Raw genomic sequence first — 24,481 nt, 5'->3', positions numbered from 1 at the left:
TTTAAAATGAGTGTATTCAGGTCGTTTGCTTCGCGTCGTTAACAATTAGCAATAACGCGAAGCAAACGACTGACATTTTACAGGCCGATCTGGAGACCTACCAGGTATGTAGTTGGTTTTGGATAGTTGTGCCAGATTTGACCCTGCGAGAAAGCGCTGCTGCCAGTTCCCTGGTTGGTAGGCGTTACTTCTGGATCGCCAATGATTGGGTCAGATACTAACAGGAAGAAGTTTTGCGAAGAGGCATACACACGTAGACGGTTCAGCTTCAACTTGTTGGTAACCGCAGATGGGAATGTATAGCCAATCAGTGCGTTTTTACCCCGTAGGAATGAACCATCCTTAACCCAGTGGCTATCCACGTTCGTTACGTAACCTGCACGTGTATCCCGGATTTGAGCAATCATCGTATTCTGATTGGTTGGCGTCCAGGCGTTCAATACAGAGGTGTAGCTGTTTGCCAGAGCCTGCCGGTCTTCACTTGGGTGCAGGTTCATCAGCATTACATCGTTACCATACATATACTGCAATTCAAGCGTAGCGTCGAAGTTACCCAACTTGAAGTTGTTGGTCAACGCACCCCAGCCTTTAGGGCTACCGTTACCAATAATGCTGCGGTCAGCGTCGGTAATTGCTTTGTCGCCGTTCACGTCAAGGTACTTGATGTCACCAGGTAGCAGGGTCAAACCATTCCGATAGCTGGTAAATTGAGCTGCCTGATCGCGTTCAGCTTCACTCCATGTACCTAAACGGGTCAATCCCCAGAATGCACCTACTGGCTCACCAATTCGGATGATGTTGGTTTGGTTCGTAAAGTTCGGACCACCTACACCGAAAATGTCAGATGGCGTAGCCAGCGACAACACTTTGTTGCGGTTCATCGAGATGTTGAACGTCGTGTTCCAGGTGAACGAACCTTTGTTCACGTTCACCGTATTGATCGAGAACTCGAAGCCCTGGTTCTGCATCGAACCTACGTTGCGCCGAATCGTAGCATAGCCGCTGGTGCGTGGAACAGGTGCATCAAGTAACATATCGGTGGTTAGACGATAGTAGTAATCCAATTCCATGTTAACCCGTCCTTTGAATAGACCAATTTCTAAGCCTACATCAGTCTGAGCTGTTTTTTCCCATTTCAGATCGGGGTTAGCTAAGCGGTCAATACCGGTTCCACTAACCCGTGTGTCACCGTAGACAGTAGTATAGGTGGAGCTAAGTAACGATAGCGACTGATAAGGTGGGATTTCCGAGTTACCCGTCAGACCATAGCTACCACGCAGTTTCAGGTTAGAAACGGTCTGATTTCCTTTCAGGAAGTCTTCTTCCGAAATACGCCATGCTAAAGCCGCCGATGGGAAAAACGCGAATTTGTTGTTTTCCCCGAATTTAGACGAACCATCGGCCCGACCTGTCGCTGTGAACAGGTACTTGTTTTTATAACCGTAGTTAATCCGACCGAAGTACGAATTAAAGGCAAATCGGTTAGCACCTGATCGAACAGAAGGGTTGGTTGCACCAGCGCCTAAGTTGTTGAATCCAAAGTAATCGGTAGCAAATCCACTAACAGCAGCACCAATACCGAAATAGTTGGTTTCCTGCCACGAAATACCCAATAAGCCGGTAAACGAATGGTCCTGGCCAAACTGCTTGTTGTAGGTCAGGTAGTTTTCCAGCGACCAGAACGAGGTACGGTTGTTGGCAACATCAGCGTTACCGTTACCACCAATGTTCAGCGTACGGGTTTGCGACTGGTTAACTTCCTGAGTCTGAACGTTCGCACCTAGAACGGTTCGCATTTCCAGCCCTTTACCAAAATTGATGTTTGTATACAGGCTACCTAATGTCGTTTGCGTGTTCTGAATGTATTTCCGATCCATCAGACGGTGTACCGAACTCATTGTACCTTCAGCCTGTGGATAGTCGCGGTTTTCAGCAAAGATACCTGTGTCAGGATACCGAACAGGCAGGAATGGGAAGTCTTCCACGATCTGACGCGCTACAGCGTCATTGATATCGACCAGGTTTTCACTCTGGTTGTTATAGCTCAGCGTACCACCAATTTTGAGCCAGCTTTTTACCTGATCGTCAATGGAGAAGCGGCCAGAATACCGTTTCATGTACGAGGTTTTGATCAGCCCCTGATCGTCGCGATAGTTAAGCGATAGCGAATACTGCGTACGCTCATTACCACCGCTGAAGCCTAACTGATGGTTTTGGGAAATCGAATTCTGCGACGATTCCTTGAACCAATCGGTATCATACAATGGGTTCAGGTTCGCATCAAAAACGCCTGGGTGGGCTGCACTGAATGCTTTCCGTCGAGCTATAGGGTCCAGGTTCGTATATTTCCCAGCCGCCCAGCCAGCTGGATCAAACTTGGCTATGTTCGCATAAGCCAGATCCTCAGTAGCCAAGTACTGTTTTGCATTGAGCACTTGTGGCTTATTGGGGCCAATGGTATTTACGCTGAACTGTGTGTCGTAGGTAATCCGGCTTTCGCCTGCTTTACCTTTTTTGGTCGAGACCAGAATAACGCCGTTAGCGCCCCGTGCTCCATAGATGGCAGTCGACGAAGCATCTTTCAATACTTCTACATTGACGATATCGTTCGGGTTAATGTAGTCAATTGGGTTACTGAACTGATCGCCAGTACCTTGTGGAAGCATAACACCGTCAACAACATAAAGTGGGTTGTTCGACGAGTTAATCGAGCTAAATCCACGAATACGGATAGTAGTACGGCCACCAGGACGGCCTGAGTTGGTGTTTACCTGTACACCTGGTAGTCGGCCAGAAAGCTGCTGGTTAAGTGAAGGAGCTGGGCGTTCTAACAGCTCAGCCTCTTTTACGCCCGAAACAGCACCCGTTAAATCTGATTTTTTTGACGTACCGTAACCGATAACGACAATTTCATCCAATACCTTGCTGTCTGTTTTCAGGCTGATATTCACCGAAGCCTGATTGGAAACCTGAACTTCCTGAGGAAGGTAGCCTACGAACGAAAATACAAGGGTAGATGTACCATCGGGTATGTCTAGTCGATAACGACCATTGGCATCCGTAACGGTACCACGCTGTGTTCCTTTAATAATGACACTTACGCCCGGTAACGCTTCATTTTTCTCATCGCTAACCTGTCCTGTCAGAGTCCTGTCTGCAACGGTTGTTATGTTGCCCCGATCGGTGGGGGTCTTTGCGTAGGTTAGGTTAAGACAGCTAAATGCCAGTAGCAAAGGCGTTGCCGAGCGATATAACTGCCTTCCAAACCAAGGTTGAGGAGGTAAGTGTTTTTTCATAGATGTTGTGATCATTAATGCTTAGGTTTGAGCGTAAACGGAGATTAAAAATGTGCTAAATAGATTAAAAAATAATTGGACTCTACGCGTCAAAACTAGTATATAATCCATTTCTACTCGTTGTAATTAGAAAATAATTAAGCCATAGTTAATAAGTTATTAAAAATACTAGATAACTGCCTGAGTATTTGAGCTTAGCCTTTTTTGGGTAAAAGTGTATGTTTTTAATGATATCAATAGGTATAAATTACTAACATTAGATTAACATTTGATCGATTGAACGCATGAAAAAGCCACCCGCCTGAGCTTCCTTCAGGGCGTTCAAGCAACTGGAAATCAAGTTAGATTTATTGGGTATCTGATAGTATTTTTTGTTAATAGGCCCACTTAAGAGGGGGCAGTTTCAACGAAGGTCAATTATTTCCACTGGTAGCGTATTCGATCCTCAAAGTAAGAAACCCCAGCCTAAGTAGAGTATGAATTGAACAAGGATCACTTTTTTCATAGCGACAATTCGAATCATAAATCAGTCCCCTTTTCTGAATCAACTTAACCAGTCCATCTACTCCTGTTAGCGTGTATTAATGCTGCAGGATAACCTGGGAAATACTGACATCGCTATAGACTACTCACGTATGCTTCGACCTCTTAGTAGCCTTCTGGTACTATCTGCCCTTATCGGCGCAACTGCTCCCGAACCTACACTTCGCTTTAACCGCTACTTTGTGGCTGCCGAAAGTTATGAATCGGTAGGTGTGTTTGACGTCGATAAAAATGACACACTTGACATCGTGTCCGGCGATTTCTGGTACGAAGGTCCTCGTTTTCGCAATCGGCATCTCATTGGAAACGAGCCGCGTAAAGACCAATATTATGACGATTTTTCGACCATTCCGCTCGATGTCAATGGGGATGGACGTATGGATTTTGTAACCGGTGGTTGGTTTGATCAAACACTGCGGTGGGTCGAAAATCCAGCGAAGAAAGATAGCCAGTGGCCCTTGCACGAGATTGGCAAAGTTGGTAATGTCGAAACGACCCGCGCCTGGGATATAGATGGTGATGGCACCGTTGACATTGTGCCTAATAACCCAAACCACCCCCTTAAATACCTCAAGCTGGTTAGTCCGGGTGTATTCAAAACCGTTACAGTGGCGCCGACGCAAGGGCATGGGCTCGGCTTTGGCGATGTGAATGGCGATGGTCGGGGTGATCTGATTGTGAGCGATGGTTGGCTTGAGGCCCCTGAAAATCGGGAATCAGGTCCCTGGACATTGCATAAAGAGTTTGCCTTCGGCACGGCCAGTGTACCCATCATTGTGGCCGATGTGAATGGCGATAAACAGAATGACCTCATTGTAGGGCAGGGGCACAGTTACGGTCTGCACTGGTACGAACAAACCCGCGATGCCAATGGGCAACGCGCCTGGACAAAGCACCTGATCGATGATAAAAACTCACAATATCATTGCCTGGAGTGGATTGATATTACAGGCGATGGACGCCCAGAACTACTAACCGGCAAACGTTTCAGGGCGCATAATGGCAGAGATCCCGGCGAAGAAGATCCCGTTGGCCTGTACTATTTCACCTGGGATGCATCGAAAAAACAATTCGTGAAGCACGATATTGCGTATGGGCAAGCAGGCGTTGGCAAAGGAACTGGAATTTACTTTGCGGTGGCCGATTTGCACAAAACTGGCCGGAAAGACCTTATTGTGGCCGGGAAAGATGGCTTGGTTGTATTTTTTAACGAGGGCTTCTTGAAAAAATAGTAGCTGTTAGTCTATAAGTGTAGTAGTTTTTGGCGTATTTTTATCAATTGTATTGATCGCTTATCGTAACTACTACCTCTATGCAACGTGCTCAATTAAAAGAGTTTTACGGCTACGGATTAATCGTACTTGTTCTGATTGCTGTCCAGATTTATTCTGTTTACACGGCTGCCACTACAGATTTGGCATTAACTTGGAAGCATTATGCTGGGTTTGGAGCCACCGCCCTGGCGGGCGTCTTGTGGGCTATTCGCAAACCTCAATACCTATTTTACGCGCTTGGTCTGACGTTGATGCTGGGCTACGAAAACCTGATTGGCTTCACGCCAACTCTCGATTTCACTGCAACGCGTTATTATATTAACAACATGGCGTTACCCGTATCGTACCAGGACTTTTCGATGTATATGCTGCTCATCTGGGCCTACATTGCGCATGCAAGATTGCGGACAATGGTGCAGTCCTTGTTCGTGAAAACGAGGGGTTAACTGCCCAAGAATGCTTTGTACAAGCTAATGTAGTTAGGGCTAGTTATCATCTAAATAACTTCGGTAACACTAAAATCGGTTTGGTGCGGTTATACGTATCTTTCTGGAAAAAGATGTTAATGCGCCTTCTTTGTCTGGTCTTCTGTCTATTACCGTTTTCAATATTGGCTCAACTTAAGGGCTGGCAGGAAATTACAATCTCTGAAGGCTTGTCGCAAGGAATGATTTATGATCTTAAACAAGATCATAAGGGCTTCATATGGGCAGCGACTAAAGATGGGCTGAATCGCTATGATGGCTATAATTTCACGGTTTTCACCCACGACGCGTACAATAAATTTAGTCTGTCATCCAATGGCTGTTCGACCTTACTGGTTGATCGTCAGGGGCGTTTATGGATAGGAACCTTAAATCGGGGGCTTAATTTATACGATGATCGAACCCAACGATTCTATCATATAGATCTAAGTGATCCGGCTCTACCTGATGCGGGCAATTTCGAGATTAGTATGTTGGCCGAAGACCCAGAAGGCAACATTTGGGTAGGCACCAGCCAGAATAAACTCGTTAAAATTACCTTGACTGACGCGCTGAAAAACGGGTTTCCTCAACAGGATGATGCTACATCCCAGGTCCAATTCAGCCGGTTTTCATTCCCAAGCAGTGGCAGTGCTCCCGCCCGAATCAGATTTCATGACAATGGACAGGCGGTGGTTAGTGCCGCCCGAGAATTATACGCACTGAACTGGCGACAACCGACTGGCTATTCGCAAAGTAAGCGGTTCGGTCCACTAGCCACCCTGTTCCAGGCAACACCCGACGGGCAACAACCTGACTACTGGTTTGGATTCAGTTCGGATACACTCGTTGGCTGGCAGCAGACCAAACGAAAGGTGATCAAGTTGCCGCCTACTAAAAACTTTAATCTGTATCTCGATGCCCTTAATCCTCAAACGGTTGCCGTAGCAACACCCGATTTTTTGTGGCTTATGTCGCCCGCCCAACTCTACGCGCAGGATAATCTGTCGGAACGCAATGCATTTGCCGTTATGCCGCCAAATGTGTTTGCAGTTACCAAACTCCTGATCGATAAAACCGGGAATATCTGGGTAGGTACAGCGGGTTATGGACTTCGAAAATTCAGCCCGCGCATCAAGCAGTTTCAGGCTTACTTACCCAATACCTCACTCTCATATCTATTTCAGGATCAACGGGGTCAGACTTATGTGCGAAATCAGTTTGATTATGGCCAGTTAGACCGCTCTACTAACAACTGGAAATCTTTTTTGAGTAAAAGCGGCACAACTCAATCCGATCGGCCAGCTTACATCATGCAGGATCATCAGGGGTTTTTCTGGGCCTCGATAGCAAACGTCCAGGCCGATCCACATATCCATCAGCTCGTTAAGTTTTCGCCGAACTGGCAACCGCTCAAAACGTATCCGCTGCCGCCCGGTACGGCGTTTGGTCTGTATGGTAATCAAACTCGTGAAGACAAATTCGGGAATCTCTGGATTGGAGCGATGAATGGGAAACTCCTCAAATTCAATCCAGTAACCGAAACCTTTACTGTATTTTCGTACCAGAACCTGCTGCCTCGACAAGCCGCCGAAGTCGAAACCTATTCTCTGTACTTCGATGGAGCTGATACAGGCTGGATTGGTACCCAGAGTGGCCTTATCCGGGTCGATCATCTACAGTCGAACCCGGCTTTTTCGATTTATAAAAATGATATTACTAAGCGGGAAAGTCTGAGTAACGATTTTGTGTCGAGTACCATCAACGACCCTGATCAGCCTGGGAAATACCTCTGGGTAAGCACCAAGGGGGGCGGGCTGGAACGACTTGATAAACAAACCGGGCAGTTTCGGCATTTCACCGAAGCCCAGGGCTTGCCCAACAAAGTGGTCTATGGAATCCTGACAGATGAGTTTAAAAATCTCTGGATGAGCACCAATCGGGGGCTGGCCCAGTTTAATCCCCGGACATTCAGGTTTCGTAATTATACCAAGGCCGATGGGCTTCAGGACGATGAATTTAATACGGGTTCATTTCTTAAAACCGCATCGGGTGAGTTACTCTTTGGGGGCGTAAACGGGTTAACCGCGTTTCAACCTAAAGACGTGGCGGCTACAACTGCCGGATCGGCTCCCCCGGTTCAGATCATTGGGCTAAAAATCAATAACGAGGCTGTTGCGGTGGGTGCCTCAGACGGCATCTTGCCAGAAAGTATAGAGCAAACGCAGCGGCTTGATTTGTCGTATACGCAGAATCTGGTAACTCTGGAATTTGCCGTAATGGATTATGCCAATTCGGCCAAAAATCAATATCGATATCGACTGGAGGGCATTGACCAGAACTGGGTGGAAGCCGGTACGAATCGATTTGCGAACTATGCCCAATTGCCTGATGGTAACTACACCCTTCATGTGATGGGCTCGACCGATGGTCAGATATGGAGTAAGCCCGTCGACTTGCAGATTCGGGTGCATCCGCCATTTTACCGCAGTTGGTGGGCCTATTTGCTGTATATACTTGGGGCGATTGTTATTGTCTGGCAGCTATATCGGTTCCAGAAACAACGGTGGTTGTTGCAGCAGCAGGTGATTTTTGAGCAGAAAGAGGCCAGCCGTCTGGCGGAACTCGATGCACTGAAAACGCAATTCTTTACCAATATTTCCCACGAGTTTCGCACCCCGCTGACGTTGATTCTTGGTCCATTGACTGCATTAAAAGAACAGCTTCGGACGGAAAATGTGGTCACGTTAACGGCATCAGTTGTGAATTTAATGGAACAGAACAGTAATCGGCTACTCCGCCTGATCAACCAGCTCCTCGATCTGAGTAAACTATCGGCGGGTCAACTTCAGCCAACACTGGAAAGTGGCGATATGGCTACATTTTTTCGAACCCTGGCCAGTTCGTTCAGCTCATTGGCCGAAAGTCGACAAATCCGGTTCTCGTTCTCACAGCAATATGCCCATTTTCAGACTAGTTTCGATCATGACAAAATCGAGAAAATAGTAACCAACCTACTCTCAAACGCCTTCAAATTCACCCCAGAGGGAAAGCAGGTCCATCTGCATGTCGACTATCCGCCCCCCGTCCTCAACCGGTGAATTAGTCATTTCGGTAGAGGATACGGGTATTGGTATTGCCCCGGCGAATCTGGCGACCATTTTCGAGCGGTTTTATCAGGTTAAAGCCAACCGCATGGGCGGACCGCAAACCTACGAAGGCACTGGTATTGGGTTATCGCTGGTTAGCGAGCTGGTAAAGATACTTGGGGGCACGATCGCCGTGTCAAGCACAGAGGGAGTAGGCACGAACTTCACGGTTCGCCTGCCGCTGGCAGGTATTGAACAGCAATCGGTGGCAGATGGCTTCGAGATGATGGAAACGGCAGAACATAGCGATAACCTCCCGGTAATTTTGACCGATACGACTCTGCCAACTCCGGTAACCGATAACATTCTGCTCATTATTGATGACAATGCCGACATTCGGGCATACGTACGGACTGTGTTTGAGTTGGACTACCACATCATTGAAGCCGAAGATGGACTGGACGGACTGGAAAAAGCAACGGCTAATTTACCGAACGTAATCATCTGCGATCTGATGATGCCCCAACTCGACGGGTTTGGCTTTTGTAAAGCGCTGAAAACTCAGGAAGTCACCAGTCACATTCCAGTGATCATGTTGACGGCTAAGGCAAGGGTAGAAGATCGTATTGTGGGTTTCGAAGTAGGAGCTGATGATTACCTGATCAAACCCTTCAACCCGACCGAACTGCGGGTGCGGGTGAACAACCTGATTCAGCAGCGTGAACGACTGTATTACTGGTTTAGCCACCAGACTCCTGCCAGCGAAGAGCCATCAGCAACCTCGACGACCACCGGGGCACCACCAGTACTGCCCCCAGCCGACCAGAAATTCCTCGACCGGCTGTCGGCCATCGTTAACCAAAATCTGAGTGAGCCCACATTTAATGTGGAATCGTTGGCCGAGGCTGCGAACCTAAGTCGCACGCAGCTTAACCGGAAGTTGAAAGCTATAGCTGACACCAGCCCAACTAACTTTATTCGGGAGATACGGCTGACTAAAGCGACCGAATTACTACTTGAGGGTGAGGAGAGCGTAACGCAAATAGCCTACGCCGTCGGGTTTGATAACCCATCTTACTTTACCAAAGTATTTCAGGAACGCTACCAGACGTTGCCCTCGCAATATGGCAAAACAACAAACGGGCGGACTATAAAAGACGAATCATCACTTATGTAGTATAATTTACAAAAAATCAAAATCCGTATCTTAACAAGGAAGTTTAGTCATCAAGAAGCCCAGAATCGGGCTTCTTTTTTGTTGGATGCACCCAAATTGACAAACAATGCAACATATGTGGTGGCGGTTGCGACGCCAGGTGTGGTACTTGCCGGGGCAATTTATCGCTAAATCTCAAGCCGACTCAACCACCAACGTATGAACCATTTCTACCTCAATCTATGGACAGCCTCTCCTATTTTGGGCTGTGCCAAACGTACTAATAGCCTCAAACAACCCGACGCTGTGCGAGTAACCGGCTCAACACGAAACACCAGGTTGTATCTCCCTTGTTGCCGCACTTATACCACTACCGAGGGAGTTCAGGATATTGCTCCTGACGGTTTCGCCAACTGATAAACGCTTTCCGCTTCATACATCTTTCTGCTTTTCTTCCCGTCAATCGATCGGATACAGGAATCGACTGTCTCCAAAAATCTTAAATCCTTAGTCAATAGTCGTTATGATCTCTCTTTTACAGTTCAGTCATTGTACCATTTGGCGGGTGAAAAGCCTGCTGATTACGCTGCTTTGCGTCGGTTTTCTCGCTCAGGGGAAACCCATCGATTCTGGTATATCCATGATTGATGCCAGTACCGATTCAACCACTGTCGATAGCACATTGGCTAAACAAACGGACAGTAGCGGAGGAGCTGACTGGCTTTTACGCTATGGCTGGCTGACCAGCGATGGGCCGAAAATTGAGCACCCAGACGGAAGAATCTCGTTTGAGATAGTTCAAAATGGGGGAAAGAAAATCAGCGATACCAAGGCCAGCTTACGAGCCGCCCCGCTCTCAACGCTTGATTACCAGCCATTGATGGATTTGTACAATGGCACAAATGGGCCAAACTGGACCAACCATACAGGCTGGGGTAGCGGTACAGACCCCTGCACGGGTAATAATGGTAGTCCCTGGTTTGGCCTGACCTGCGATAATGGACGGGTAAGTAAGGTTTCGTTAACCAATAATAACCTGGTGGGTAGCCTTCCAGGTAGTCTGAGCATGCTCACAGGTTTAACCGTGATTCAGATTAACCAGAATTCACAATTGAGTGGCAGCATCCCTACAGGCTTGGGTAATTTAACCAGCCTGTTTGGCCTCGAACTGGATAACAATGCCTTGACGGGTTCGATTCCAACCGAGCTATCTATGCTGACTAACTTACTAGAACTTAATTTACATTATAATCGGTTAACGGGCGGCATTCCTTCTAATCTGCCTACAAGTCTGCAAATGCTTGATTTGCAGCACAATCAGCTAACGGGTAGCCTTCCCGCTAACTTGCTTACCATGATCAACATTCAGTCTATTGTTCTAAGTGCCAATCAGTTAACCGGTACTATTCCAGGCAATCTGAGTGCTTTGACCAGCCTGTTAAACTTTAATGTAAGTGGGAATCAGCTAACAGGCAACATTCCTACGGGCCTACCTGCGAGCCTGCAGGGATTCGAGTTACAGGATAATAAGTTGACCGGTACCATTCCGACTAATCTGTCTAAGAACATAGAAAGACTTAATTTATATAACAATCAGTTAACAGGTGGCATACCGACCAACCTGAACACGCTAACCAAACTGACAGAGATTAATTTACATAACAATCAGTTAACAGGTGGCATTCCAACGAATCTGCCTACGAGTCTGCGATTCCTTAATTTAAATAGCAATCAGTTAACGGGTAACATTCCTGCTACCTTGGGTGCTCTGCCCAACCTAACTGACCTTAATTTAAGTGTTAATCAGTTGAGCGGTTGCTTCCCGGCTTCATTAACAGCGCTTTGTGGAGCAGGACGTTCTGCTAACTTAAGTAATAATCCAGGTCTGCCAGGAGCGGGAGACTTCGACACATTCTGTAATACAGGCGTTGGTAAGGATGGATTTTTGGCCCAGGCTTCGGCTGATCAGCCTGAGGTCTGTGTCCAGAGCGTGGTCAGTTTAAGTGCTAACGGTGGAAGTGGCTACACGTACAACTGGATAAGCCCAGCCGGTGCCACACTAAGCGGTAGTTCAAGCCAGACCGTGTCGGCAACGCTGACTACTTCTGGAGTGAAAACCTTCACGGTGGTGATTAGTAGTGGACTGAGTTGCAGCAGCACAGCCACGCTTAGGGTCACATCGAACGGATTGCCCACAGCTAGGTTAGAGAGCAATGGTATCCTTACCTGTGCCGATCCTAGTGTTCGATTGACAGCTACCGGCGGTACATCGTACACCTTTGTCAACAGTAGCGGTGAGGTTTTGGCCGGATCAGGCAATATCCTAACAGTAACTACCCCTGGCACGTATTCGGTTATGGTAGGCAATGCCAATGGCTGTGTCAGTACCACTAGCACGACCGTCCTTGGCGACACAGATCCACCGACAGCTACTATTCTGGCTCCAGCCAGTAGCACAATAACCTGCACCACCACCAGCCTAAGCCTGACGGCCACCGGCGGAGGTACTTACCGCTGGGATAATAATACGACCAATGCCATCCGAACCGTTACTGCAGCAGGTAGCTATTCTGTAACCGTTAGAGCCCCTAACGGCTGTACTGCAGTGGCCACGCAGGTCATTATGGGCAACACGGACCCACCAACCGCCGACATTCTGGCTCCAGCCAGTAGCACAATAACCTGCACCACCACCAGCCTAAGCCTGACGGCCACCGGCGGAGGTACTTACCGCTGGGACAACAATACGACCAATGCCATCCGGACCGTTACCGCAGCAGGTACCTATTCGGTCACGGTTAGAGCCCCTAACGGCTGTACTACAGTGGCTACGCAGGTTATTATGGGTAACACCGCCACTATATCGGTGTCGAATCCTTCGACCACAACAGCTAACCAGGGCACGTTCTTTAGCCAGACTTTTCTGGCCAGTGGTGGGTTGACCCCTCGTAGTTTTGATTTAGCTAGCGGCAGTTTACCGGATGGCTTAAGTCTGTCTACTACAGGCGTGTTGTCGGGTACACCTACCCAGGGTGGTAGTTTTACCATTACAGTACGAGCTACAGATGCCAATGGCTGCTCTGGCATAGGAGCATCTTATGTTATGACCGTTGCAGATAACACGCCTATCATTACTGATTTTGCAGCCGTGAATACGAGTATGTGTGTGGGTAGCCCCTTCACCTTTACGGCTACAATCAGCAACGTAACAGGCACCTACAACTACACGCTCACGAATGGTATTAACCTCCCCTCAATTGGCACAAAAAGTGGTGCTGCTTTCAGTCTGAATCTGACTCCTTCCGGGTCAGGAAATCAGAGCTACACATTGGTTATCAGAGACAACGGTCAGTCGGCATCAGCAATTGCCAATATAACCGTAAGCCCATTTCCCATTCCCAGTCTGACCAATAATGGACCCGTCAGTTGCACCATGACTACCGTAACTCTAACGGCATCGGGCGGTACCTCCTATACATTCACGATGGGTGGAGTAGTAGTTGGGACACCGGGCTCATCGAACACGTTGAATGTGACCACGGCAGGTGGCTATGCGGTACGAGTGGCCAATGCTACTGGCTGTGCGAGTACGACCACTACCACAGTAGGCTCCATCGTTGCGACCGTCACTGTCGACAACCCAACTACGGCAAACGGAGTAAAGAATGCAGCGTTTAGTCAGGACTTCAGCGCACAGGGGGGCACTTCTCCCCGTAGGTTCAGTGTGGCCAGTGGTAGCTTGCCAACAGGACTAAACTTATCGACCACCGGTGTCTTATCGGGTACACCGACGCAAAGTGGTAGTTTCCCCATCACTGTACGAGCCACTGATATCAATGGTTGTTCAGGCGTGGGCGCTTCTTACGTGCTGACGATTGTGAACAACACACCCATTATTGACAATTTTGCAGCCGTGAGTAATGTAGTCTGTTCGGGCAGTCCCTTCACCTTCACGGCCACTGTAAGTAATGTAACAGGAACTTACAGTTACACACTTACGAACGGAATCAACACCCCGACAAGTGGTACCAAAACTAGTGCTACCTTCAGCCAAAGCCTAACTTCTGTGGGATCGGGAAGTCAGAGCTTCACGCTTGTTATCAGCGATAATAGTCAATCAGCATTTGTAACTACCGATGTAATCGTAAACTCATTACCAACGCCTAGTCTGACCAACAATGGGCCTATCAGTTGTACCCTGCCTGCGGTGACCTTAACTGCATTAGGCGGTAACTCGTACACGTTCACCACGAGTGGTGGCATAGTAGTCGGTATACCGGGAACAGCTAACACCGTGGATGTAACCACATCAGGTACCTATACGGTCAGAGTTGCTAATGCTACAGGCTGTGTAAGTACAACCACTACGAATGTTACTGGAACGATACCCACTATTACCGTTACGAATCCAGCAACCAAAAGTGGCACTGCGAATGTTGCGTTTAGCCAAAATTTTACGGCATCGGGTGGAACGGCTCCCCGCAGTTTCAGCATGGTTAGCGGTCGATTACCGGATGGATTGAGTTTAGCGTCAACGGGTAATCTGTCGGGTATACCCACCGAGGGAGGTAGTTTTACGATTGCTGTGGGCGCTACCGATGCGAACGGCTGTTCGGGGGTAGGAGCGGCTTATATACTGGCGATTACAGACAACACGCCCACTATTGCCGATTTTGCCGCCGTCAACAGCAGTGTTTGTGTAGGGAGTACAGTTACCTTCACTGCCACAGTAGGCAATGTGTCAGGGAGCTATACCTACACGCTTACAAACGGCAGTGGAACTCCCTCAACAGGTACAAAATCCGGTGCAGCCTTTAGCCTGAACGAAACGACCGCTGGCGCTGGCATCCAGAGTTTTACGCTAACTGTTCGAGACAATAATCAGTCATCAACAGCTGCGACCGATGTACTGGTGAGTTCGTTCCCGGTTCCTGGTCTGACCAATAATGGCCCAATCAGTTGCACGATGACTACCGTGACGTTGACAGCTTCAGGCGGAAACTCCTATACATTTACCCTTGGCGGAACAGTGGTAGGCTCATCCGGTTCAGCAAATACACTGGATGTGACCGTAGCGGGTACCTATACGGTTAGAGTTGCCAATGAATCCGGTTGTGCGAGCACGACCACAACAACGGTTACCAGCAATACGGCTATACCTGCCCTCACTGTTAGTCCCACCAGCGCTACGCTGACCAACGCCAATCCAAGTACCACCCTCACGGCCAGCGGTACGGGTAGCCTCCTTTGGTCGACGGGACAAACCACGCCTATGATCTCGGTAACCACCAGCGGCAACTACTCGGTCACGCTCACCGGTGCCAATGGATGTAAAGCTACCGCCAATGTGCCAGTAAGGGGCTCCGATTTAACCGCGAACATACTGTTACCACAAGCTCAGTTTGGCGCATCGGGTACAGCTGCCGTGGGTAATTTCGTGGTGAATGTGTTTGAAGTAGGTGGCTTACCCACGTCTTCCGGCAATGTGACCATTACGGTTACGGCGCCTATTGGCTATACCATAGCGTTTCCTGCCAGCCTAACCAGCATTGATGTACAGAATAGTGGTACAGTAAACGTGAATAACGGGCAATGGACCGTTACAAAGTCATTGGCGAATCGGCAGCTCAGCCTAACGATGAATTCAGGAACCTTCATTAGTGGAGGTGGCGAATCGAGTTTAGGCTTTACCCTCACCCGAACGAGTGCGAATTCAGGTAGTACGTCCAGCATTACGGTAAATGTGGCCGATGATCTGACCATGACCTACGATGGCAATTTGTCCAACAATGTATACGCCCGAATTATCAGCGGCTTGTAGGCCCTACTCTTGCGGAGTGAATCAATTAAAATTTACTCCGCAAGATTACTATTAAGTAGGAGCCTGTTCATAGAATAAGGCTTTTTTGATGCTCGTGCAACCAGATTGTTAATTTATGCAACCAGTGTGGTGGTATATCATTGGACATGTGTGCTATTTGCCATCGTATTTAACTCCCACTTTAAACGCCATTCAATGCATAAAATAAAACACAAAATGTAACGCAGTCCTGACTAGTAAGTCTGAATTAAAGTCCGGAAAAATCAACCGTTTTTCCAAATAATCTAACCCATACTCATTACTTTATGAACACAATGTATACGTACATGCCTAAGCTGTATGCCATCAGCTGTGGCCTTTTTAGTAGTTTCCTCTGTTTGCTGGGGAGCCAAACCACTGTTCTGGGATTGTCGCTGCCATCCGCAACAGTCCCATTTGCTACTCTGTCGTCGCCGAATTCTGTTTCGGTTATTGATCCCAGTAAGTGTTATCGACTCGTATCCCGACTAAGCGGTAAAGTATTAAGTGTAGACGCTAGTGCCCAGAACGACGGCGATAAACTCAACCAACGAGCCGATCTTAATCAGCTCACTCAGGGTTGGCGGTTTACTACTTCCAATGCAGGCTATTACAGCATCACGATTCTAAATACGCAGAAAGGTATTGAGGTCACCAACTCCTCAACGGCGGATGATGCCTTGCTGGAGCAATGGACGTATTGGGGGGGTAATCATCAGCAATGGCGTTTGGTACGCAATGCGGATGGGTACTACAACATCATCAATCGTAACTCGAACAAAGCCATCACGGTACGCAATTCGAGTACGGCTGATGGTGCCCAGATCAGTCAGATGACACTGGGAACGGGGCAGGAACAGCAGTGGAGTATTGAAGAGCGTAGTTGTACCGCCACTGCTACCACTAACCAGGCTCCTGTCGTTGTTGCTACCTCTACGTCACTAACGGGGACGTCGCCCCTCAGCGTGACCTTTACCGGCAACAAATCCTACGATCCAGATGGTGACCCTATCACCTACGAATGGAACTTTGGCGATGGAAGTAGCTATGCTACGGAAGCCAATCCTGTTAAGGTATTCACGGCAAAGGCTGGCAGTCAGGGTGTCGGGCTGGTACTCAACTATACGGTTCAGTTGACGGTCATCGATAGTAAAGGATTGCGCAGCCCTGTTCAGACATTTTATGTCAAACTCAACAACAATAACCCAACGGTTAAAATTACGAGCCCGGTCAATAATGCTAAATACCCCCTTGATAAAGCCACTAGCTATACGCTAGGTGCTACGGTCGCTGGCAATAGTATCCAATCGCAGATCTGGCAGATAAAGCTTCGCCACAACAATCGTGAGCAGCTTGTAAAAACCACATCAGGTGCTAATCCAGTTGTTGATATATCGCCCGCGGGCTGCGACGGCGATGATTACTATTACGTGATTTCGGTGAAAGTAACGGATTATAACAATCTGTCGGGGCAGGATTCTGTCAAGATTTATCCCGATTGTAACTCGCCCAAACTCAATATTACTGGCTTAACCGCAACCACGCTTACGAGTAACAGTGTGCGGCTTAACTGGACTAACCCAACGCTACCTTTCGACAAGGTGTTGGTCGTAGGGATGGCAGGATCAGGCCTTACAGATATACCGCTAGAGCCTAATTATACGGCCAGCTCAAGCTTTACGGGTACTGGTTCAGTTTTGCCAGGGGGCGGTAAGGTGCTCTTTCAAGGTACATCAACCTCGGTAGTCGTAACTGATCTGACAGCCGGACAGCCCTATTATTTTCGGGTTTATGCCCATTCAGGAAACGGTTGGTCGGGTGGTGTACAAGTGAGCACAGTCGCAGTTGCTGCAAATCGTCCTCCTGTAGCGGTAGCCACAACGACTTCATTGACAGGTTCAGCACCTTTGAGCGTGACCTTTACTGGCGACAAATCGTATGACCCCGACGGTGACAATCTGTCTTATGAGTGGAGTTTTAGCGATGGGACCGTTTTGTACGGAGCTAATCAGGTAAAGGTCTTCTATTTACAAACAGGGCAACACGGATCGGGTGTGATCAGCACTTATACAGCTCAACTCACGGCTATCGATACAAAGGGGTTGCGAACCACAAGTCAGGTATTTACGATTTCGCTTAACAGTACCGCAACGATTAAAATTACGAGCCCGGTCAATAATGGTAAATACCCTCTTGATAAAGCCACTAGTTTTGGGCTGACGGCTGCCGTTACCAATGGTAGTACCAATCCACCCTTATGGCAAGTGAAATTACGCCGTGGCACTCACGAACAATTGATTAAGACGACTGCCGATAACACCATCGCTATTCCGCCAGTAGGCTGTGATGGCGTAGATACCTATTATCTGATCTCTGTGACCGCGACAGCGGCAGGTGGTGGCTACTCGGTGACGGATTCTGTCAAGATCTACCCCGACTGTAATTCGTCCAAGCTCAATGTTACGGGACTGACGGCTACCACGCTGACGAGTAGTAGTGTACAACTCAACTGGACCAACCCGACTCTTCCTTTCGATAATGTGTTGGTTGTAGGGACTGTGATCGACAATCGTACGGATATACCGCTGGAGGTAAGCTACGCAGGAAATGCCAGCACAAGCTTCACGAATACTAATTCGGCTATGCCAGGGGGCGGAAAGATTCTTTATCAGGGAACAGGAAATTCGGTTACGGTAACTGACCTGACAGGCGGGCAACTCTATTATTTCCAGGTTTACGCCCAGGCAGGCAATGGCTGGTCTGGTGGGGTGCAAGTCAGCGCAACGCCAACACCACTTATTCCCTTGTTGCCAGGTTCCGTTTCGTCGGTTGAAGCGAATAAATGCTATCGACTCATATCCCGGCTTAGTGGAAAAGTGCTGAGTGTAGATGCCAGCGCCCAGAACGATGGCGATAAGTTAACTCAACGTACCGACGCCAATCAGCTCACGCAGGGCTGGCGCTTTGCTGCTACCGATGGTGGCTACTATAGCGTCAAAATTTTGAACACCCAGAAAGGTATTGAGGTGACCAATTCATCGACGGCGGAGGATGCATTGCTGGAGCAGTGGACGTATTGGGGGGGGAGTCATCAGCAATGGCGTTTGGTACGCAATGCGGATGGGTACTACAACATCATCAATCGTAACTCCAACAAAGCCATTACGGTACGCAATTCGAGCACGGCTGAGGGCGCTCAGATTAGTCAGATGACCTTGGGGACTGGTCAGCAACAGCAGTGGATTATTGTGGAACGGACGTGCCCAGCCGGAGCTAGAGTAGGTGCTTCAGAACTAGGGGAAACATTCAAATTATGGCCTAATCCAGCGAGAGATCATGTGTTGATTGACCTCAGTTCAGCCATTGGCCAATCTGTAAGTTTGCAACTGAATGACCTTCAAGGTCGATCACTCCAGCAAACGCAACTGGAGGCTGCTCCAACAGAACCGTATCGTTTCGATACAGGTCAATTATCAGAAGGCCTGTATTTGATTCAAATTAAACCTTTGGGGCAATCGCCAACGACATTGCGGCTGTTGATACAGCGGTAACGGGATAATTGGTAATGAATAATGTAAAATGGACAATGTGTTGGCAGATAGCCCTTTGATGCATTATCCATTTTACATTATTCATTAAAAAAGGGCACCGAGATAGTTTACTGCCTCGGTGCCCTTTGTATACCTGTGGTTAAAAACCTTTACGCGTTTAACGACCAGCCTTGGCGGTATTCGCGCTTAACGAACTGGTTCGCTTCGTCGAAGTTCGTGATTTTCATGTTTTTACCATCCCAGGTCAGTTGTTTCCGGCCAGGATAGGTAAAGCCTTTACCGTCGGCTTTAGGCGCGCGAACGTTGTAGCTACGAATCGCCAGGTTACCCATCAGAACGGATTCGGTCAGAGGGCCAGCAAAGTCAAAAGACGACGTAAGTGCTTTGTGCTCTTTGCTGTTGAAACCAGCTTTACAAGCTTCGGTCCATAGCACCTGGTGACCATTTTCTGGCAACGGCTTAGAGCCATCAGCTGGCTTTGGCTTCGGATCACCTACGATTTTCTTACCATCCTTGGTGTACAGTTTTGGATCTTCGCCATACATGCCGCAGATCAGCAAACCTTTGTCGCCGTGGATAAGTACACCGTTTTCACCATTTTCTGGCATTGGCTCACCTTCTGGCAACATCTCTGGACGGAAAGGACGAATGCCTCCATCTTCCCAGATCATTTTTACCACCGATTTGTTTTTAGACGTTGCGGGGAATTTCAATTCCACGTGCGACGATGGTGGGCAACCTTCAGGAATGTACTCCGGTGTCCAGTCTTTGATGAATACCTGACCAACGCTGGTTTCAACCTCAGTTGGGTAACCCAGGCCGAGTACGCGGAATGGTGTATCCATGATGTGGCAACCGATATCGCCCAAAGCACCAGCACCAAAGTTCCACCAGCCACGCCATTTGAATGGGTGATAAGCAGGGGTATAGCCCACTTTTTGAGCTGGTCCGAGCCAGAGATCCCAATCCAGATCAACAGGGATTTGATCCACTGCTGCTGGTACCGGAATGCCTTGTGGCCACACAGGACGGTTGGTCCAGAGGTTCACCGTATGTACTGTGCCCAGAAGTCCTTTATCGAACCACTCCACCATTTGTTTTTGCTGGGGATTGGACGAGCCCTGGTTACCCATTTGGGTCACAACTTTGTATTTACGAGCAGCTTCGGTTAGTGCCCGAGCTTCGTAAATGTTGTGTGTCAGGGGTTTCTGCACATATACGTGCTTGCCGCGCTGCATGGCTGCCATCGCTACAACTGCGTGCGTATGGTCGGCGGTCGACACGGTAACGGCATCAATGGCTTTTCCTTCTTTATCCAGCATCTCACGGAAATCCTTGTAGCGTTTCGCGTTGGGGTGCTTGGTGAAGTTTTCTTTAACACGGGGGAGGCCCCAGTCTACATCGCACAGAGCCACGATGTTATTGGCTCCGTTGTTATACGAGTTATTAGTATCACTGAACCCTTTACCGCCAAAACCGACACCGGCAATGTTGAGCTTGTCGCTGGGTGCAATGAAACCTTTACCTCCGAGTACATGGCGTGGTACAATAAAGAAACTAGTAGCCGCTAAAGCACTAGCCTGAATGAATTGCCGTCTCGAAGTGGTGCCCGAGTTGTTCTGCTCAGGCGTAGAGTTATCTGACTGATTCATGAGAAAATGAATAGGAGTTCTTACTGATAAGGATATATACGCCGAAATTTACCCAATAGACTATTATGATTTTTCGGTTACGAGGGAGATTTAGCGGTTGCTCTGTGTATAGCTCTGATATTTAATCGTGTACTCAGTGGCGTCAGGTTCAGAACCTGACGCAGCGAGGTTTCTCAAAACCTCGTGTTACGATGTCTCGTAAGGTTTTGAGAAACCTCACGATGTCAGGTTGAAGAACCTGACATCACTAAAACAAAACCGCAGATTAAAGCGATTTGCGAACAATCAGCCGGAATGGATTTTCGACGTGCTCAACGCTGGCGTTCAGGACTAAGCGTGCCGCCGTCCGGCCCATTTGAGCAAAATCGGTGGAAATAACGGTAATGCCATCCAGCAAAAATTCCTTCAGTGGCGTGTCGTTGTACGAAAGAATGCCAACTTCATTTCCCACGATATAGGGAGTTTCCTTTATGCGTTTGATAAGCTCAACAAGGTCTTCTTCCATCAGATTGATATAAGCATGGCCCGGTTCAATTACCTCATTCTGAACGGTATTAATCACCTTGGTTTTAAATCCATGCTCATAGCAGAATTTGTAAAATCCGTTGAGAATAGCCTTGGGATGATAGCTATACGACGGGAACAGTATGCACAGAGTCGAATACTTTTTCAGTAGCGGGAGCGCATCAGTTAACGACTGATACAAGTCACGTTCAAAATTCTGGAATACAGCCCCATAGCTCCCCGTTATCCCTTCCACCAGCTTGTCCAGGATAATTAATTTGTGCTTTGGTAAACTGTTGATGAGTTCATCGGCTTTTTCGCCCCCTTCGAAAAAATGGCCGATAATGACGTAGTGGGTATGGTTACGAGCCTGCCGCTGAATCAGATCCCGAAACAGGCGAAAGTCATTGTTGTAGATGAAAAAATCAATGGCAACCCCCGGCCCCAGCAGTTCGACGAAGGAATCATAAATGATTTTTTTGTGGGCGCTTAACTTGTTGAATAACAGGAATACTTTTAGGTTGTTTCCTGTCGGTGTGTAGTTGATGTAATAGCCTTTTCCCTTTACGGCCCCAATAATTTCTTTCTCTTTTAAAAGCTCATAAGCCCGCTCAATCGTGCCCTTCGAAATATCAAATTCGGCGCAGAGTTCGTGAATAGACGGTAGCTTATCGCCCGGTAGAATATCCCGATTTTCAATGCCTTCGACTATCGAATTATAAATCTGCTGGTATTTAGGCGTATTTGAATAGTCGTTGATCTTTATGTGATAAATCATGGGTTATTGGTTTCGTACAAAAAAATAGTTCTTATGGTCAAAAAAATAGGACAGTATAGGAAAGTCTCTGGGGGACGACCACCTACTTTCAGCCTTTATTAGACAAAAGCATTCAGGCTCTAATACTAACCATATAACCTATCTAATACGTTTACTCAGTTATGCTATCAACCATCAAAACCTATCGGCATGTAAGTTACTTGTGGGATGAAGAAAAGGCGGCCTCTTTAGCGAATGACAACCCGCAGGAACAGGAAGTTGCCCTGTTGCTGTATCGGTCCAATTTATTGGGAGCCGATTTGCGCCTTACGAACTACGGCGGAGGCAACACGTCCTGCAAAACCACGTCTCGAGACCCACTCACTGGAAAATCCACCGAAGTTATGTGGATCAAGGGCTCTGGTGGTGATATCGGTACCCTCACACGTGGTGGACTGGCGGCCCTGTATATGAACCGGTTGCATAGTCTTAAAGAGGTTTACCGTGGGCTCGAATTCGAAGACGAAATGGTTGAATTGTTCAACTACAGCATTTTCGATTTAGCCTCCAAAGCTCCTTCTATCGACACACCTTTGCACGGTTTTCTACCTTACAAACACATCGACCACCTGCATCCCGATGCGGCTATTGCCATTGCCGCTGCCAAAGACGGCAAACGGATTACGGAAGAGCTGTTCAACGGGACGATCGGCTGGGTCGACTGGCAACGGCCGGGCTTCGATCTGGGTCTGAAACTGGAACAATGCATTACCGAAAATCCGGGTATTCGGGGAATTATGCTTGGTTCACATGGCCTATTCACCTGGGGCGAGACGGCCTATGAAAGCTATGTAAACACCCTGGATGTGATTGAAACCTGCGCTCAGTTTCTGGAAGATAGCTACACGAAAAAAGGCGCTCAATTTGGTGGATCGGTTCGTGAATCGTTGCCTAAAGAGGACCGAAAAACGCAGGCGGCCCAACTAGCCCCTGTTCTGCGAGGCTTATGTTCGAGCCAGAACCGAATGATCGGGCATTTTACCGACGATGACCGGGTGCTGGAATTCATCAACTCCGCCGATCTGGCCCGACTGGCTCCAATGGGAACAAGTTGCCCCGATCACTTCCTGCGAACCAAAATCAGCCCACTCGTGCTGGATTTAGCGTCTGATCAGGACGTAACCGATGCTGCGGCTATTCGGGAGAAATTGACACCAGCGTTCGAGGCTTATCGCGATATGTATCAGGCGTATTACGACACTTGTAAACACCCGAATTCGCCCGCTATTCGTGATAAAAATCCGGTTGTTATTCTCTGGCCGGGCGTGGGTATGTTCACGTTTGCTAAGGACAAACAAACGGCCCGTGTAGCCGCTGAATTTTACATCAATGCCATCAATGTCATGAAGGGTGCCGAAGCCATTTCTGGCTATACGTCCCTGCCACGACAGGAAGCGTTTGATATCGAATACTGGTTGCTGGAAGAGGCTAAACTTCAACGAATGCCCAAGCCAAAACCGTTAACGGGTAAGGTGGCGCTGATTACAGGCAGCGCGGGAGGCATTGGAAAAGCCATCGCCAAAAAGTTTGCCGATGAAGGAGCCTGCGTGGTCATCAACGATAACGATGCCGACCGACTTGCATCGGCCAACAGCGAATTTGGAAAGAAATACGGACGAGATACACATGCCGCTGCTCAACTCGACGTAACCAACACAGAGACAATTGCTAACGCTTTTAAGACGGCCAGTTTAGCCTTCGGAGGTGTCGATATTGTGGTCAACTGTGCGGGTTTATCAATCTCTAAACCCATTGAAGAGCATACCGAAGCCGATTGGGATTTACTGTACGATGTTCTGGTGAAGGGCCAGTTTTTAGTGACTCAACAAGGCGTTGCCGTAATGCGTAAGCAGGAGCTTGGGGGCGATGTGCTGAATATTGTCAGCAAAAACGCACTAGTCTCCGGCCCGAACAATGCAGGTTATGGTTCGGCAAAAGCGGCCCAATTACATCTGAGCCGATTGAACGCGGCTGAGTTAGGAAAAGATCATATTCGGGTCAACGTAGTCAACCCCGACGCCGTTATTTCCGATTCTAAAATCTGGGCAGGTGCCTGGGCCGAAGGCCGTGCCAAAGCCTACGGTATCACCGTTGCCGAATTGCCCGCCTATTACGCCAAACGGACCTTACTGAATGAAATTATCCTGCCTGAAGACATTGCTAATGCGTGTTTGGCGTTTGTGAATGGCCTATTATCCAAATCTACCGGTAATGTACTTAATGTAGATGGGGGTGTTGCTATGGCCTTTGTCAGGTAACGCCAGTAAATCAGAGGCTTCGAGTACTTATTTCGACG

Annotated in this window: 11 protein-coding genes; 8 read left to right on the top strand and 3 right to left on the bottom strand. The window is 48.2% G+C overall.

Features of this window, described 5'->3' with window-relative positions:
• Positions 1-77: 77 nt before the first annotated feature.
• On the bottom strand, positions 78-3,296 hold the full coding sequence (locus tag H3H32_RS22775; RefSeq protein ID WP_182457913.1) for a SusC/RagA family TonB-linked outer membrane protein: 3,219 nt from the start codon (positions 3,294-3,296) through the stop codon (positions 78-80).
• Positions 3,297-3,931: 635 nt separating this feature from the next.
• Here H3H32_RS22775 and H3H32_RS22770 point away from each other — a divergent pair.
• The 7 genes from H3H32_RS22770 to H3H32_RS22745 all read left to right on the top strand — a co-directional run bounded on the left by H3H32_RS22770 (position 3,932) and on the right by H3H32_RS22745 (position 19,212).
• The gene (locus tag H3H32_RS22770; RefSeq protein WP_182457912.1) at positions 3,932-5,071 is read left to right on the top strand and encodes an FG-GAP repeat domain-containing protein; all 1,140 of its coding nucleotides are present in this window, start codon (positions 3,932-3,934) and stop codon (positions 5,069-5,071) included.
• An 80-nt stretch (positions 5,072-5,151) separates the two neighbouring features.
• Positions 5,152-5,559, top strand: a complete 408-nt coding sequence (locus H3H32_RS22765; RefSeq protein WP_182457911.1) for a hypothetical protein — start codon at positions 5,152-5,154, stop codon at positions 5,557-5,559.
• A 164-nt stretch (positions 5,560-5,723) separates the two neighbouring features.
• The gene (locus tag H3H32_RS22760; RefSeq protein ID WP_309547106.1) at positions 5,724-8,678 is read left to right on the top strand and encodes a ligand-binding sensor domain-containing protein; all 2,955 of its coding nucleotides are present in this window, start codon (positions 5,724-5,726) and stop codon (positions 8,676-8,678) included.
• The gene (locus H3H32_RS38060) at positions 8,644-9,843 is read left to right on the top strand and encodes a hybrid sensor histidine kinase/response regulator transcription factor (RefSeq protein WP_309547105.1); all 1,200 of its coding nucleotides are present in this window, start codon (positions 8,644-8,646) and stop codon (positions 9,841-9,843) included. The genes H3H32_RS22760 and H3H32_RS38060 overlap by 35 nt, the downstream gene beginning before the upstream one ends.
• 198 nt (positions 9,844-10,041) lie before the next feature.
• Positions 10,042-10,239 (top strand): hypothetical protein, encoded by a 198-nt coding sequence (locus tag H3H32_RS22755; protein ID WP_182457910.1) that lies wholly within the window; start codon positions 10,042-10,044, stop codon positions 10,237-10,239.
• 106 nt (positions 10,240-10,345) lie between these two features.
• On the top strand, positions 10,346-15,643 hold the full coding sequence (locus H3H32_RS22750; RefSeq protein ID WP_182457909.1) for a putative Ig domain-containing protein: 5,298 nt from the start codon (positions 10,346-10,348) through the stop codon (positions 15,641-15,643).
• A 305-nt stretch (positions 15,644-15,948) separates the two neighbouring features.
• Positions 15,949-19,212, top strand: a complete 3,264-nt coding sequence (locus H3H32_RS22745) for an RICIN domain-containing protein (RefSeq protein WP_182457908.1) — start codon at positions 15,949-15,951, stop codon at positions 19,210-19,212.
• Positions 19,213-19,361: 149 nt separating this feature from the next.
• Here H3H32_RS22745 and H3H32_RS22740 read toward each other — a convergent pair whose 3' ends face one another.
• On the bottom strand, positions 19,362-20,864 hold the full coding sequence (locus tag H3H32_RS22740; RefSeq protein ID WP_182457907.1) for a Gfo/Idh/MocA family protein: 1,503 nt from the start codon (positions 20,862-20,864) through the stop codon (positions 19,362-19,364).
• A gap of 265 nt (positions 20,865-21,129) precedes the next feature.
• Positions 21,130-22,146 (bottom strand): GntR family transcriptional regulator, encoded by a 1,017-nt coding sequence (locus H3H32_RS22735; RefSeq protein WP_182457906.1) that lies wholly within the window; start codon positions 22,144-22,146, stop codon positions 21,130-21,132.
• Between the two features lie 161 nt (positions 22,147-22,307).
• Between H3H32_RS22735 and H3H32_RS22730 the strand changes: the two genes are divergently transcribed.
• Entirely contained in the window at positions 22,308-24,443 is a 2,136-nt protein-coding gene (locus H3H32_RS22730) for a bifunctional aldolase/short-chain dehydrogenase (protein WP_182457905.1), read from the top strand.
• Positions 24,444-24,481: the final 38 nt, after the last annotated feature.

This window comes from Spirosoma foliorum (assembly GCF_014117325.1).
In the GTDB taxonomy this organism is placed as follows: Bacteria; Bacteroidota; Bacteroidia; order Cytophagales; family Spirosomataceae; genus Spirosoma; species Spirosoma foliorum.
The sequence above is the reverse complement of the archived record's forward strand: the minus strand, read 5'-3'. Positions and strand labels throughout refer to the sequence as shown.